The 14059-nt window shown below is 54.8% G+C and carries 13 protein-coding genes; 7 read left to right on the top strand and 6 right to left on the bottom strand.

Translation table 11 applies throughout. From position 1 onward, the window contains the following. The first annotated feature begins 574 nt into the window (after positions 1-574). Genes FIV35_RS29850 through FIV35_RS04440 form a run of 4 tightly spaced genes read left to right on the top strand, consistent with a single transcriptional unit; the run spans position 575 to position 4501 of the window. Positions 575-1498 (top strand): nitroreductase family protein, encoded by a 924-nt coding sequence (locus FIV35_RS29850; RefSeq protein ID WP_231980886.1) that lies wholly within the window; start codon positions 575-577, stop codon positions 1496-1498. Next, on the top strand, positions 1453-1671 hold the full coding sequence (locus FIV35_RS30240; RefSeq protein ID WP_377731548.1) for a nitroreductase family protein: 219 nt from the start codon (positions 1453-1455) through the stop codon (positions 1669-1671). The genes FIV35_RS29850 and FIV35_RS30240 overlap by 46 nt, the downstream gene beginning before the upstream one ends. Before the next feature lie 21 nt (positions 1672-1692). Beyond that, positions 1693-3300, top strand: a complete 1608-nt coding sequence (locus tag FIV35_RS04445; RefSeq protein ID WP_080761490.1) for a carbamoyltransferase C-terminal domain-containing protein — start codon at positions 1693-1695, stop codon at positions 3298-3300. Beyond that, entirely contained in the window at positions 3284-4501 is a 1218-nt protein-coding gene (locus FIV35_RS04440) for an MFS transporter (protein WP_231980885.1), read from the top strand. Before FIV35_RS04445 ends, FIV35_RS04440 begins: the two co-directional genes overlap by 17 nt. A 112-nt stretch (positions 4502-4613) precedes the next feature. Here the strand turns inward: FIV35_RS04440 and fba are convergent, their stop codons facing one another. The 6 genes from fba to tkt all read right to left on the bottom strand — a co-directional run bounded on the left by fba (position 4614) and on the right by tkt (position 10976). Further along, on the bottom strand, positions 4614-5678 hold the full coding sequence (gene fba / locus FIV35_RS04435; protein ID WP_003177554.1) for a class II fructose-bisphosphate aldolase: 1065 nt from the start codon (positions 5676-5678) through the stop codon (positions 4614-4616). Positions 5679-5951: 273 nt separating this feature from the next. Then, entirely contained in the window at positions 5952-6284 is a 333-nt protein-coding gene (locus FIV35_RS04430) for an MliC family protein (RefSeq protein WP_034139636.1), read from the bottom strand. Positions 6285-6345: 61 nt separating this feature from the next. Beyond that, positions 6346-6573: a lipoprotein gene (locus tag FIV35_RS04425; RefSeq protein ID WP_034139637.1), complete on the bottom strand. Its 228-nt coding sequence runs from the start codon at positions 6571-6573 to the stop codon at positions 6346-6348. A gap of 29 nt (positions 6574-6602) precedes the next feature. Further along, the gene (locus FIV35_RS04420) at positions 6603-7766 is read right to left on the bottom strand and encodes a phosphoglycerate kinase (protein WP_034101219.1); all 1164 of its coding nucleotides are present in this window, start codon (positions 7764-7766) and stop codon (positions 6603-6605) included. Between the two features lie 17 nt (positions 7767-7783). Then, positions 7784-8839, bottom strand: coding sequence for an erythrose-4-phosphate dehydrogenase (gene epd, locus FIV35_RS04415; protein WP_034139638.1), 1056 nt, complete (start codon positions 8837-8839; stop codon positions 7784-7786). Between the two features lie 139 nt (positions 8840-8978). Further along, complete coding sequence (gene tkt / locus FIV35_RS04410) at positions 8979-10976, bottom strand: transketolase (RefSeq protein ID WP_034139639.1); 1998 nt, start codon at positions 10974-10976, stop codon at positions 8979-8981. Positions 10977-11233: 257 nt separating this feature from the next. Between tkt and FIV35_RS04405 the strand changes: the two genes are divergently transcribed. From FIV35_RS04405 to FIV35_RS04395, 3 genes are all read left to right on the top strand, one after another. Further along, entirely contained in the window at positions 11234-12229 is a 996-nt protein-coding gene (locus FIV35_RS04405; protein WP_034139640.1) for an ArsR/SmtB family transcription factor, read from the top strand. Between the two features lie 19 nt (positions 12230-12248). Beyond that, positions 12249-13439, top strand: a complete 1191-nt coding sequence (metK, locus tag FIV35_RS04400; RefSeq protein ID WP_034115338.1) for a methionine adenosyltransferase — start codon at positions 12249-12251, stop codon at positions 13437-13439. Positions 13440-13655: 216 nt separating this feature from the next. Then, positions 13656-14006 carry a DUF1090 family protein gene (locus tag FIV35_RS04395; protein ID WP_034101224.1) on the top strand — a complete coding sequence of 117 codons (351 nt, stop codon included), beginning with the start codon at positions 13656-13658 and terminating at the stop codon, positions 14004-14006. Positions 14007-14059 lie beyond the last annotated feature (53 nt).

The following is a 14059-nucleotide window of genomic DNA, read 5'->3' as shown; positions in this document are numbered from 1 at the left end:
TGGTCAATATTAACGTAGATATTCCCTGCGTTGTGCTCGGATTCTCCGACCAAACTCTCGAAATTAAGCCGCAAAGAAGAATATTTGAATCACAACGACAATCAAATCTTTCGCACATATGCAACCAAATATTACATAACTGTGTATTGCTTAATATTTTCAAAAATCAGCGGTAGCGCGAAATGTAGGAAATATCAATCAGAATAACCCGACAAGCTCATACAAAAAAAATAAACAAGGACTTAGCTAAAAATAATACAGCTGAAAAAATACACATTGACAATCAAAATAAACCTTCATACGGTTTGAGTGCATCGCCAATCTGCGAATGCAATAACACTGAGGAACTATATATGAATCGTGTAATTATAGAACCGACGCTTAACAATCAGTCAAACGATGCGTACCAGACACCTCACTTCTCAATTAAGAGCGTGACTGTACCGCGCTATAAATATACCCCCAACGGTGGAGGTAGCGTTATCGAAGCGTCTGACGGCAGAAAGCTAGCAGTTAAATAACAATATGCCGCCTGGGCTTCGGCTCAGGCAGCCACTAAAAATGAACCTCACTCATGGGTGGTCAGGCGGCTATGTGTTCTGCGAAAAAAAAATGGCTTTCGAATGACATATTCTTTCTATTGAAAGATGGTGCGATTTATTTGTGGGACTATAGAAATCACATCCAATTTCAAATAAGCGTAAGTGAATTTGAACGGCTAGTGACTTTTTCCACAGGCGATTTCGTATCGGACACAGCCGATGACGTGTCTATAGATAGCTCCGGGGTACTGTGTGAAGTGAAGCCAACCGATGATTGGGGCTGGGACGTGCTATCAAAAATATTCCATATCGGAACGTCTCATCCAAATCCTCCAACCCCAGACAAGCCTGAAATGTACATTGAGTACGCTAAAAGCTATTTAGATTTTTGTAAGTCAATTCATAAAAATGAACCAAATATTTTTTTAATAAAAGGAGGAAAAAAGACATTACTACCCCCTCCAAATCTTTCGGCCATTAAAGAAGCAAGCCTCTGGGAGACGCTTTTAGCACGTCACACCTGCCGAGATTTTTTTGACACCCCAATATCAATATCATCACTGGCGACCATACTGTATGGAACTTTAGCGGACAAAAAAGAGACCGATTACGACGCTCCCATTGGCGCTCAAAAATTTGGTTTCAGAAGGACATCACCTTCGGCCGGAGGCTTACAAGCTACGGAGGGTTATGTATGGGTGCAAAATGTCGAGGATCTTGACCCTGGCATTTATCATTATATATGTGAACAGCATACCCTGGAGAGGGTACGCGACCTTCCGCCTGAAGTATTATCTACTTATTTATGCGGTCAGCACTGGGCAAACAATTTAGCATTCGCAATTTTTTTTTCACATCTCGTTTTGACAAGCTTTGGTGGAAATACCCGCACTCTCGCGCCTATCGTCCCATGCTGCTCGACGTTGGACATTTATCACAAACTGCAAATTTATTAATCACGGCGCTTGGCCTACACCCTTGGCTGACCGGTTACTTTCATGACAAAGAAATAAATGAACTCTTAGAAGTCAACCTCCCTTCGGAGCAAGTCATTTTTTTAGTAGGAGCGGGACATGGAACAGGTAGTTCGTACACTAGAGAAGTTAGAGAACTACTTGACGGATCCTGATTCTAATTAAGGGGATTGAGCATGGTCAATGTAAAAAACAATGAAACCGTAATACTTGGCCTTAAAGATGGACATGACGGGGCGGCAGCCCTAATTATTGATGACCACTTGGAGTTTTGTGTAGAAGCAGAAAAAGATAACGGCTTTCGCTTTTCAGGCGTGACACCTGACGTACTGTTGAAAGTCTCCCAAATGATCAAAAAACCCGTGGACGTAGTAGCTCAGAGCGGGTGGAGCAAAGGCAAAGGACTGAACTCAGAAAGCGACATCATTGGTGCGGGCTATTCAGGACTAAAAAATATCATTCATCAAGAACGCTCAATGTTTGGTCACAACATTACTTATTTTTCATCATCCCATGAGCGTTCACACCTCTTATGCGGATACGGGCTTTCACCCTTTCCTCAAGGAAAGCCTTGCTATGCATTGCTCTGGGAGGGCTATTTCGGTGCATTCTATCGAATTGATGAAAACGTAAATATCACCAAATTGGGTAATGCACTTAAAAACCCTGGGGACAGATTTGCTTTTTTATATGCGCTCGCAGATCCTACCTTCAATCTTGGACCAGGAAAAATTCGTTTAAGTGATGCAGGCAAGCTCATGGCACTTGCTGCTTATGGAGAAAATGGCGATCTTGACCAGGACGCCATACATATAATCGCCACCTTACTCGACAATAACATAAATTTTAGAAAACTTCACAAACTTCAATTCAGTAACAGCGCATATTATAACATGGGAATCGAGCACCCTAGATTTGCATCACTTGCACATCACTTCTCAAACGCAATCTTCAATATGTTTCGCGATTATGCACAGAAACTTATTTTTGATGACGCACCCTTATTAATAGTCGGCGGATGCGGATTAAATTGTGATTGGAATTCCAAATGGAAAGAGACGAAACTATTCTCTGATGTATTTATTCCTCCGTGCACAAACGACAGTGGGTCTGCAATTGGAACTGCGATTGATGCATTATTGCACACCAAAGGAATTGCGAAAATAACTTGGTCACCCTATGCAGGAGAACCATCATACTCTGACACAGATAACACTGGCATCTTCGTTAGCGAGCCCTACGATACTAGACGTGTAGCACGACTGCTTCATACAGGCTGCATATTAGGTTGGGTACAGGGTAGATATGAAATAGGTCCTAGGGCTCTTGGAAATCGCTCAATATTAGCGGCGCCCTATCCTAGAGAAAATCTCGTTAGATTAAACAAAATCAAGAAACGCGAAGGGTTTCGCCCTATAGCTCCGATATGTTTAGAAGAATGTATGGCTGAATACTTCTATCCCCCTGACCCCTCACCCTTCATGCTGGAATTTCGCAAAGTTATCTCAGCTAGCATACCGGCGGTGACACACGTCGATAACTCAGCGCGTCCGCAATCAGTCAATAAATTACAGAATATTCGTATGCACCAATTACTCAGCACCTATCATGCCGTATCAGGAGTCGGCGTACTTTGTAACACCTCTTTAAATTTCAACGGATGCGGCTTTATAAATAGACTAAGCGACTTGTATCGATTCGCCAGTGAAAATGAACTGGATGGCTTCGTATTTGAAGATACGCTTTTTCTGCATTCAGACCGTCATAATGAAAACGTCAAGTAAGCTTATTTGCGTGCAAGCGCTATCCAGTTTCTCACTGTGGCTCGATATTTTTTTAATTTTCACGGTTCCCGTTTATCTATGGCATGCCTCTCCTTCTTCGATAGCGTTCCTGGCTTTTTGCCTGGGTGCGCCTATGTTGTTTCTAGGTCCGATTATAGGATCGCTGATAGATCGATATGATGTAAGGAAAACACTAGTATCCGGCGCTTCACTCCGCATACTGTCTACTTTAGGGCTAGCAGTGTCTCCAGACCTTAACAGCTTTTTGCTTTTCGTCATATTCAAAGGCATGTCAACCTTATTTTACCTTCCATCAATAACCATTCTTGTTCGGCAATTGATACATGCTGATGAGCACAAATCTTTTTTCAGCCACGTAAGTTTATTTGATCAATCGTCAAAAATTCTTGCACCTTTACTTGCAGGAGTGTTAACGGCAGTATTATCACCTAAAGATTTATTCTTTTTCTCGGCTACCGCAGTTTTATTAACCTTTCCACTCCTGAGGTCTATTTGCCTGTCACTCCGAACGCAAATGAAGGCCAGCTCCATCAAAGCCTTACCACTTTATCTCGATATAATAAGAGGACTATCTATATTCAACGCCTTACCTTTTCAACTACGCATAGGCTTTTTGTACTCCCTGCTTACATCGTTGGCTTTAGGTATTTATGACCCGCATTTGGCGTCTTTTCTGGCGTATGAAGGTTTACCTCCAGTCAATTTTTCAATAATCGTATCAGCGACGGCCGGAGGTGCGATATGTGCCGCATTGATGATGAAATTTAAATTGAGAAACTTCGATGAAACTCTTCTTCGGTCAGGCGCATTACTTATTTTCTCTACAGCATTAATCCTGACCGCAATTTTAGTATTTTTTCAAATACCTGGAAGAGCCTATTTTTATCCAATAGTTTGGTTTTTGAATGGCTTCGGCTATGAGACGCTCATAATATCTTCAAATATAATTCTTCAGCAATTATGTCCTGCAGACAATATTGGAAGAATATCCCTATCATTTAGAAGCATTCAAATACTGTGCGTGATAACGGGCCCCTCTTTAGGAACAATGCTAATAATCGCGGGTGGTCGCCCAGCACCTTTTATTGTGGCAGCAGGCATGGCATTTCTAACTGCGTCGGCGTCCGTTATGGTCTATTTATACTTGCAAAAAAAACAAGCGCACACACCTGTCAGCTAGTGCAGAATCAAAAAGTTCATTCCGTGAATCTCCTGTCTTGCGAACCCACCTAGCCAAATCTCAACAAGAAAAAGCCCGCATCACTGCGGGCTTCTTTTTAAACGCCTAAGGCTTAGTTCACCTTAGCGTTCAACTCGCCTTTCAAGTAACGCTGGTACATGGCTTCCAACGAGATCGGCTTGATCTTCGACGCATTGCCCGCAGTACCAAATGCTTCGTAACGAGCGATACACACATCACGCATCGCAGTCACGGTGGCGCCGAAGAATTTGCGTGGGTCGAATTCGCTCGGGTTGGTGGCCATCAGGCGACGCATTGCGCCGGTGGAGGCCAGGCGCAGGTCGGTGTCGATGTTGACTTTGCGCACGCCGTACTTGATGCCTTCGACGATTTCTTCAACCGGTACGCCGTAGGTTTCTTTGATGTCGCCGCCGTACTGGTTGATGATCGCCAGCCATTCCTGCGGTACCGAGGAAGAACCGTGCATCACCAGGTGGGTGTTAGGGATGCGCTTGTGGATTTCCTTGATACGGTCGATGGCCAGTACGTCGCCGGTCGGCGGCTTGGTGAACTTGTAGGCGCCGTGGCTGGTGCCGATGGCGATGGCCAGGGCGTCGACCTGGGTCTTTTTCACGAAGTCAGCGGCTTCTTCCGGGTCGGTCAGCATTTGGCTGTGATCCAGCACGCCTTCGGCGCCGATGCCGTCTTCTTCACCAGCCATGCCGGTTTCCAGGGAACCCAGGCAGCCCAGCTCGCCTTCCACCGAAACACCGCAAGCGTGGGCCATGGCCACGGTTTGCTGGGTAACGCGGACGTTGTATTCGTAGTCGGTAGGGGTCTTGCCGTCTTCGCCGAGGGAGCCGTCCATCATGACCGAGCTGAAGCCCAGTTGGATGGAGCGTTGGCACACGTCAGGGCTGGTGCCATGGTCTTGGTGCATGCACACCGGAATGTGCGGGAATTCTTCGATCGCGGCCAGGATCAGGTGACGCAGGAACGGCGCGCCGGCGTATTTGCGGGCACCGGCCGAAGCCTGGACGATCACTGGGGAGTCGGTCTTGTCAGCGGCTTCCATGATGGCGCGCATCTGCTCAAGGTTGTTGACGTTAAAGGCTGGGACGCCGTAGCCGAACTCGGCTGCGTGGTCCAGCATTTGACGCATGCTGATAAGTGCCATTGTGTTGTCTCTCCCGGTCGAGGGTCGTTAATCGTGCAAGCCTGCCGTAGCGGCGGCTGCTATTCAAGTTATTGCAGGCCAGGCGTTATGGGCCTGGCATGCTGAATCGTTATTGCTGTGTCCGACCCACAACATATGCCACTTTGGAGCCGGATTTAATGTGGGAGGGGGCTTGCCCCCGATGACAGTGGATCAGCCAGCACATGGGTGTGCTGAAAAACCGCTATCGGGGGCAAGCCCCCTCCCACATTGGATATCACCAAATTTGAAATCTTATTGGGCCTTGCAGCCACGCCCGATCAAATCGTCGGTGGCGACCCAGTAAACCAGGCCTTCCTCACCTTTGGTGTGAAACGCCAGCTGGTCGTTGCTGTACAGCACGCCCGAGGCGGCAACCTCCTGTTTAAGGCGGTAGACCTGGTCGGAACCGCCGAGGCGCACATCCACCTCGCTGCGGGCCGCATTGGCAAAGCGCCAGTTGACCTCGGCCTTGCTGTCGCAAGTCCAAGTGGTCCACTTATCGGCAGGGTCTGCCTTATTGAACATGTTGATGTTGCTGCAACCGGCCAACAGAGCCAGTGCCGCCAGGGCGAAAACGCCTTTCATTGCCAATCCTCGAACGGCGACCCAAAGGCCGCCACTGCTGTCGGTTAGTTGATCAGACCCGTCAAGGGCAACCCTGTTCCTGACCGTTGGGCGCGGAGTCATATTTCTCCAGCCGTTCATTGCCGATGCGCTTGTTGATCACCGGCATGGTTTCGGCCTGCCAGTCAGCCTGGTAGCAGCTCTGTTTCTGCTGCGCCGCAGGCTGTTCGGGCGTCGACGCCGCAGTGGGCGCGCTGCCGCAGCCGGCCAGCAGGCCCGTCGCGAATACCAGCGCCAATGACTTGATCATAGGAATGCTCCTTTTCCGGATCACGAGCCTTAACCCTTGGCTCGGGTTTCCAGCACTTCAACGGCCGGCAGCACTTTGCCTTCGACGAATTCGAGGAATGCGCCACCACCGGTAGAAATGTAGGAGATTTGGTCAGCCACGCCATATTTATCGATGGCCGCCAGGGTGTCGCCGCCACCGGCAATGGAGAATGCCGAGCTGTCGGCGATGGCCTTGGCCAGCACCTTAGTGCCGTTGCCGAACTGGTCGAACTCGAACACGCCGACCGGACCGTTCCACAGAATGGTCTTGGAGGCCTTCAACAACTCAGCGAAGTTAGCCGCGGTTTGCGGGCCGATATCCAGAATCATGTCATCGGCGGCTACGTCAGCGATCAGCTTGACGGTAGCTTCGGCGCTTTCGGCGAATTCCTTGGCCACGACCACATCCACCGGCAACGGCACGCTGACTTTGGCGGCGATGGCGCGGGCGGTGTCGAGCAGATCCGGCTCGTACAGGGACTTGCCCACCGGGTGGCCAGCTGCGGCCAGGAAAGTGTTGGCGATGCCGCCGCCGACGATCAACTGATTGCAGATCTGGCTGAGGCTGTTAAGTACGTCCAACTTGGTGGACACCTTGGAGCCCGCCACGATGGCGGCCATCGGCTGTGCCGGCGCGCCCAGGGCCTTGCCCAGGGCTTCCAGCTCAGCGGCCAACAGAGGGCCGGCAGCCGCAACCTTGGCGAACTTGGCCACGCCGTGGGTCGAACCTTCGGCGCGGTGAGCGGTGCCGAAGGCGTCCATGACGAACACATCGCACAGCGCAGCATATTGCTGGGCCAGTTCGTCGCTGTTCTTTTTCTCGCCTTTGTTGAAGCGCACGTTTTCGAACAGCACGATATCGCCGGCCTTCACGTCAACGCCGCCCAGGTAGTCAGCCACCAGCGGCACTTCACGGCCCAGGGCCTTGCTCAGGTAATCGGCTACCGGCTTGAGGCTGTTTTCAGCGGAGAACTCACCTTCGGTCGGACGACCCAGATGGGAGCAGACCATCACGGCCGCGCCTTTTTCCAGGGCCAGCTTGATGGTCGGCAGCGAGGCCAGGATTCGCGCATCGCTAGTGACAACACCGTCTTTGACTGGGACGTTGAGGTCTTCGCGAATCAGTACGCGCTTACCTTGCAGATCGAGGTCGGTCATCTTCAACACGGTCATGGGTCGCAGTTCCTGAATTACTGTTGAGGTTGTTTAGAGGCGATGTGCAGATAATGTTCCGCAACATCCAGCATTCGATTGGCAAAACCCCATTCGTTATCGAACCAGGCCAAGATGTTCACCAGCCTCGGGCCGGAAACGCGGGTCTGGCTGGCATCGACAATCGCCGAATGCGGGTCATGGTTGAAATCGCAACTGGCGTGGGGCAACTCGGTGTAGGCCAGCAAACCTTTGAGCGGACCGCCGGTGGCGGCCTCGCGCAGGATCCGGTTGACCTCCACGGCATCGGTGTCGCTGACGGTTTGCATGGTGATATCCAGGCAAGACACGTTCACCGTCGGCACACGTACGGCTTTGGCCTGGATTCGCCCGGCAAGTTCCGGCAGCAAGCGTTCGATGCCGCGCGCCAGGCCGGTAGACACCGGAATCACTGACTGGAACGCCGACCGCGTGCGGCGCAGGTCTTCGTGGTGGTAAGCGTCGATCACCGGCTGGTCGTTCATGGCCGAGTGGATCGTGGTGATCGACACATAATCCAGGCCGATCGCCTGATCCAGCAGGCGCAACAACGGCACGCTGCAGTTGGTGGTACAGGACGCATTGGACACCAACCGCTCATCGCCAGTCAGGCAATCCTGGTTGATGCCATAGACGATGGTGGCGTCGACATCCGCCTCGCTGGCCATCGGCTGGGAAAACAGCACACGCGGCGCGCCGGCATCGAGAAACCGCTGGCCATCGGCGCGGGTGTTATAGGCACCGGAGCATTCCAACACCAGGTCGACGTCCAGCGCCGCCCAGTCGATGCCCTCGGGGGAGGCACTGCGCAGGACTTTCACGCAGTTGCCATTGATATGCAGACAATCGCCGTCGACCCGCACTTCGCCGGGGAATCGGCCATGGGTGGAGTCAAAGCGTGTCAGGTATTCGATGCTGGCCATGTCCGCCAGATCATTGATGGCAACAATCTCGAACCCGGCTGCCGCCCCTCGCTCGAACAGAGCACGCAAGACGCAACGACCAATGCGGCCGTAGCCGTTGAGTGCAACTTTGTAGGGACGCGTTTGGGGCATGGGGCTCTCGATCTATAGTTCGCTCAGTGTTGAATGTTCCGACGCCATCGCGGGCAAGCCCGCTCCCACCTTCAGATCGCGATCCAATGTAGGAGCGGGCTTGCCCGCGATAGCGCCAGTACAGACAACGCAGACTGACTTAGTCTTCCAGCAGCTCTTCAGCCTGACCCAGGATGTTTTCCAGGGTGAAGCCAAACTCTTCGAACAAGGCTGGCGCCGGCGCCGACTCACCGTAGGTGGTCATGCCGATCACGCGGCCTTCCAGGCCCACGTATTTGTACCAGTAGTCGGCGTGTGCCGCCTCGATGGCGATACGCGCGCTGACCTGCAACGGCAGCACCGATTGCTTGTAGCCGGCGTCCTGGGCTTCGAACACGCTGGTGCACGGCATGGATACAACGCGCACGTTGCGGCCCTGCTCAGTCAGCTTGTCGTAAGCCTGAACCGCCAGGCCCACTTCAGAACCGGTGGAGATCAGAATCAGCTCCGGCTCGCCCACGCAGTCCTTGAGCACGTAACCGCCACGGCTGATGTCGGCGATCTGCGCGTCGGTGCGCGCCTGGTGCTGCAGGTTCTGACGGGAGAAGATCAGCGCCGTAGGACCGTCTTTACGCTCGATGGCGTGCTTCCAGGCCACGGCGGATTCCACCGCGTCGGCTGGGCGCCAGCAATCCAGGTTCGGCGTGGTACGCAGGCTGGTCAGTTGTTCGACCGGCTGGTGCGTCGGGCCGTCTTCGCCCAGACCGATGGAGTCGTGGGTGTACACATGGATGACGCGCTTCTTCATCAGCGCGGCCATGCGCACGGCGTTGCGGGCGTATTCCATGAACATCAGGAAGGTTGCGCCGTAAGGCACCAGACCACCGTGCAAGGACACGCCGTTCATGATGGCGCTCATGCCGAACTCGCGCACGCCGTAGTACATGTAGTTGCCGCTGGCGTCTTCGGCCGTGACACCTTTGCAGCCTTTCCACAGGGTCAGGTTGGACCCGGCCAGGTCGGCCGAACCACCGAGGAACTCAGGCAGCAGCGGGCCAAAGGCGTTCAGGGTGTTCTGGCTGGCTTTACGGCTGGCGATGGTCTCGCCCTTGGCCGCAACTTCGGCGATGTAGGCCGAGGCTTTCTCCGAGAAGTCAGCAGGCAGATCACCGGCCAGGCGTCGGACCAGCTCGTTGGCCAGTTCCGGGAATTCGGCGGAGTAGGCAGCGAAGCGCTGGTCCCACTCGGCTTCGGTGGCCAGGCCTTTTTCCTTGGCATCCCATTCGGCGTAGATGTCAGCCGGGATTTCGAACGGGCCGTGGTTCCACTTCAGCGCTTCGCGGGTCAGGGCGATTTCCGCGTCACCCAGTGGAGCGCCGTGGCAGTCTTCCTTGCCTTGCTTGTTCGGCGAGCCGAAACCGATGGTGGTCTTGCAGCAGATGAGGGTCGGCTGCGCGCTCTTGCGGGCGGTGTCGATCGCGGTTTTGATTTCTTCCGGGTCGTGACCGTCGACGTTGCGGATCACCTGCCAGTTGTAGGCTTCGAAACGCTTCGGGGTGTCATCGGTGAACCAGCCTTCGACTTCGCCGTCGATGGAGATGCCGTTGTCATCGTAGAAGGCGATCAGCTTGCCCAGGCCCAGGGTGCCGGCCAGGGACGCGACTTCGTGGGAAATGCCTTCCATCATGCAGCCATCACCCAGGAACACATAGGTGTGGTGATCGACGATGTCGTGGCCAGGGCGGTTGAACTGCGCGCCCAGCACTTTTTCAGCCAGGGCGAAACCCACGGCGTTGGCCAGGCCTTGGCCCAGCGGCCCGGTGGTGGTCTCGACGCCTGGGGTGTAGCCGAATTCCGGGTGGCCCGGCGTGCGGCTGTGCAGCTGGCGGAAGCTTTTGAGGTCGTCGATGGTGACGTCGTAGCCGGTCAGGTGCAGCAGCGAATAGATCAGCATCGAGCCATGGCCGTTGGACAGCACGAAGCGGTCACGGTCGGCGAACGATGGGTTGCTCGGGTTGTGTTTCAGGTAGTCACGCCAAAGCACTTCGGCGATATCCGCCATGCCCATCGGGGCACCGGGATGGCCGCTGTTGGCTTTTTGCACGGCATCCATGCTGAGGGCACGAATGGCGTTGGCACGCTCACGACGGCTGGGCATCGCTGTTCTCCTGCGGATATAGAAAGAAACGGAAAAAAGGACCGGCATTTTCCCTCAGCCACCGCCTGCGGGCAATGACAGATAGTCACTTGAGGCGGTTTTTCCTGTGGTTTGCGCGGTAATCGTCTGCGCAAACCTTTCACGTGTTCGTCTAAAGGTTATAGCGACTGCTTATAACCGCCACTTATCGATCAATATCAAAACTTTTTGATATTGACCTTGCGAGCGCCCTGCCCCACCACTAGACTGCTGGCCTTATGAACCTATCTGTGCCCTCCCTGCGTCCCGACGATGGTGAAGAGCTGGCCGCTTTGTGCAAAGCCGCCGGCGACCCCTTGCGCCTGAACGTTTTACGGGCCCTGACCAACGATTCTTTCGGGGTGCTGGAGCTGGCGCAGATTTTCGCCATCGGCCAATCAGGCATGAGCCATCACTTAAAGGTGCTGTCCCAGGCCGAATTGGTCGCCACCCGCCGCGAAGGCAATGCGATTTTTTACCGCCGCGCCCTGCCCCACACCGACCTGCTCGGCGGCAAGCTGCACGCCGCCCTGCTGGAGGAAGTGGACAACCTGAGCCTGCCGAACGATGTCCAGGCACGTATCGGCCAGGTCCACGGGCAACGTGCCGCGGCCAGTCAGGACTTTTTCGCACGGGTCGCCGAGAAGTTTCGCGCCCAGCAGGATTTGATTGCCGGTTTACCGCAGTACCGTGACAGCGTGCTGGCGTTGTTGGACAAGCTGAGCTTCAGTGAAGAGGCCACGGCACTGGAAGTCGGCCCCGGCGACGGCGGTTTTCTGCCGGAGCTGGCACGCCGCTTTCAGCAAGTCACGGCGCTGGACAACAGCCCGGCAATGCTGGAGCTGGCGCGCCAGCTCTGCGAGCGAGAAGCCTTGGGCAACGTCAACCTGCAGTTGGCCGACGCCTTGAAAGACAGCAGCCTGCGGGCCGACTGCGTGGTGCTGAACATGGTCTTGCACCATTTCGCCGCCCCCGCCGACGCCCTCAAGCAAATGGCCGGGTTACTGCACCCCGGCGGCAGCCTGCTGGTGACGGATTTATGCAGCCACAACCAGAGTTGGGCCAGGGAGGCCTGCGGTGATCTCTGGTTGGGTTTTGAACAGGACGATCTGGCCCGTTGGGCCACCGCTGCGGGACTCGTTCCCGGGGAAAGCCTCTATGTAGGTTTACGTAATGGTTTCCAGATCCAGGTCCGCCACTTTCAGCGACCGGCTGGCGACACTCACCATCGGTAAATATCAGGAAAACATCGAGATGAGCGAATACTCCCTTTTCACCTCCGAGTCCGTGTCTGAAGGGCATCCGGACAAAATCGCCGACCAGATTTCTGATGCGGTGCTGGACGCCATCATCGCTGAAGACAAGTTCGCCCGCGTGGCGTGCGAGACCCTGGTGAAAACCGGTGTAGCGATCATCGCCGGCGAAGTGACCACCTCCGCCTGGGTCGACCTGGAGCAACTGGTCCGCGACGTGATCACCGACATCGGCTACAACAGCTCCGACGTCGGCTTCGACGGCGCCACCTGCGGCGTGATGAACATCATTGGCAAGCAGTCGCCCGACATCAACCAGGGTGTCGACCGCGCCAAACCGGAAGACCAAGGCGCAGGCGACCAGGGCCTGATGTTCGGCTACGCCAGCAACGAAACCGACGTGCTGATGCCGGCCCCGATCACCTTCTCCCACCAGTTGGTCAAGCGCCAGGCCGAAGCCCGTAAATCCGGCCTGCTGCCGTGGCTGCGTCCGGACGCCAAGTCCCAGGTAACCTGCCGTTACGAAGGCGGCAAAGTCGTCGGCATCGACGCGGTGGTGCTGTCGACTCAGCACAACCCGGATGTGTCCTACGCCGACCTGCGCGAAGGCGTGATGGAACTGATCGTCAAACACGTACTGCCGGCCGAACTGCTGAGCAAGGACACCCAGTTCCATATCAACCCGACTGGCCAGTTCATCATCGGCGGCCCAGTGGGCGACTGCGGCCTGACCGGTCGCAAGATCATCGTCGACAGCTACGGCGGCATGGCCCGCCACGGCGGTGGTGCGTTCTCCGGCAAAGACCCGTCCAAAGTGGACCGTTCGGCCGCCTACGCCGGTCGTTACGTAGCCAAGAACATCGTGGCCGCCGGCCTGGCCGAACGTTGCGAAATTCAGGTTTCCTACGCTATCGGCGTGGCTCAGCCTACGTCGATCTCGCTGAATACCTTCGGCACCGGCAAGATCAGCGATGACAAGATCGTCAAACTGGTGCGTGAAGTCTTCGACCTGCGCCCCTACGCGATCACCACCATGCTTGACCTGCTGCACCCGATGTACCAGGAGACCGCAGCCTACGGCCACTTCGGTCGTACGCCTGAGCAGAAGACTGTCGGCGATGACACCTTCACCACCTTCACCTGGGAAAAAACCGACCGCGCCAACGACCTGCGTACCGCCGCCGGCCTGTAACAGTCGCGCTACTCAAACAGCCCTGCCCGGTCCGCCCGGCAGGGCTTTTTATTGCCCGATGAATCGGGCGGGCGTTCACATTTTTTGGCTCCCAACCTTGCAGGCAAAATAATGGCTCTCTAGAATCCGCGCCCTCTCGGGCACCCACCCTATTTGGATATTGCCTTGCGCCAGTCCGGGATCACCCGGCGCGGCAATCGAACATTGAGGTTTTTCATGCGCATCTCCACGCTCGCCCCCGCCGCCCTTCTGCTCAGCTTGTTCGCCCTGCCGGCCCACACCGCCGATCTGAGCGCACTGAGCAGCGTCCTGGGCGCACATACAGGTGGCGGCAATGCCGGCGACTGCCAGAAGCAAGCCAACGACCTGCAGGCCAAGATCGATGCGGCCAACGCCCAGAACGACGTGTTGAAAGTGCGTGCGTTTGAAGCCGCGCTGGAACAGGTCAACAAAGGTTGCAACAAATTGGCTGAGTCCCAGGCCAAGGCCGACGCCAAGCAGCAAAACCAGGCGGCCAAAGCGGATAAGAACGATGCAGTGAAAGCCCTGGGCGGTCTGTTCAAGTAAACAGAAACACCCGGTAAAAAGCCCCGCACTGTCGGGGCTTTTTTGTGGGCAAA

It is taken from the genome of Pseudomonas rhodesiae, from assembly GCF_007858255.1.
GTDB classification, from domain to species: Bacteria; Pseudomonadota; Gammaproteobacteria; order Pseudomonadales; family Pseudomonadaceae; genus Aquipseudomonas; species Aquipseudomonas rhodesiae.
The sequence above is the reverse complement of the archived record's forward strand: the minus strand, read 5'-3'. Positions and strand labels throughout refer to the sequence as shown.

Bases quoted from the DNA above. Each gene is read 5' to 3' on its own strand.
- epd (WP_034139638.1), bottom strand. From the start codon at position 8,839: ATGCCCCAAACGCGTCCCTACAAAGTTGCACTCAACGGCTACGGCCGC.
- FIV35_RS04430 (WP_034139636.1), bottom strand. From the start codon at position 6,284: ATGAAAGGCGTTTTCGCCCTGGCGGCACTGGCTCTGTTGGCCGGTTGC.
- FIV35_RS29850 (WP_231980886.1), top strand. From the start codon at position 575: ATGGGTGGTCAGGCGGCTATGTGTTCTGCGAAAAAAAAATGGCTTTCG.
- FIV35_RS04440 (WP_231980885.1), top strand. From the start codon at position 3,284: ATGAAAACGTCAAGTAAGCTTATTTGCGTGCAAGCGCTATCCAGTTTC.
- FIV35_RS04445 (WP_080761490.1), top strand. From the start codon at position 1,693: ATGGTCAATGTAAAAAACAATGAAACCGTAATACTTGGCCTTAAAGAT.
- FIV35_RS30240 (WP_377731548.1), top strand. From the start codon at position 1,453: ATGCTGCTCGACGTTGGACATTTATCACAAACTGCAAATTTATTAATC.
- FIV35_RS04420 (WP_034101219.1), bottom strand. From the start codon at position 7,766: ATGACCGTGTTGAAGATGACCGACCTCGATCTGCAAGGTAAGCGCGTA.
- fba (WP_003177554.1), bottom strand. From the start codon at position 5,678: ATGGCACTTATCAGCATGCGTCAAATGCTGGACCACGCAGCCGAGTTC.
- FIV35_RS04425 (WP_034139637.1), bottom strand. From the start codon at position 6,573: ATGATCAAGTCATTGGCGCTGGTATTCGCGACGGGCCTGCTGGCCGGC.
- FIV35_RS04395 (WP_034101224.1), top strand. From the start codon at position 13,656: ATGCGCATCTCCACGCTCGCCCCCGCCGCCCTTCTGCTCAGCTTGTTC.
- FIV35_RS04405 (WP_034139640.1), top strand. From the start codon at position 11,234: ATGAACCTATCTGTGCCCTCCCTGCGTCCCGACGATGGTGAAGAGCTG.
- metK (WP_034115338.1), top strand. From the start codon at position 12,249: ATGAGCGAATACTCCCTTTTCACCTCCGAGTCCGTGTCTGAAGGGCAT.
- tkt (WP_034139639.1), bottom strand. From the start codon at position 10,976: ATGCCCAGCCGTCGTGAGCGTGCCAACGCCATTCGTGCCCTCAGCATG.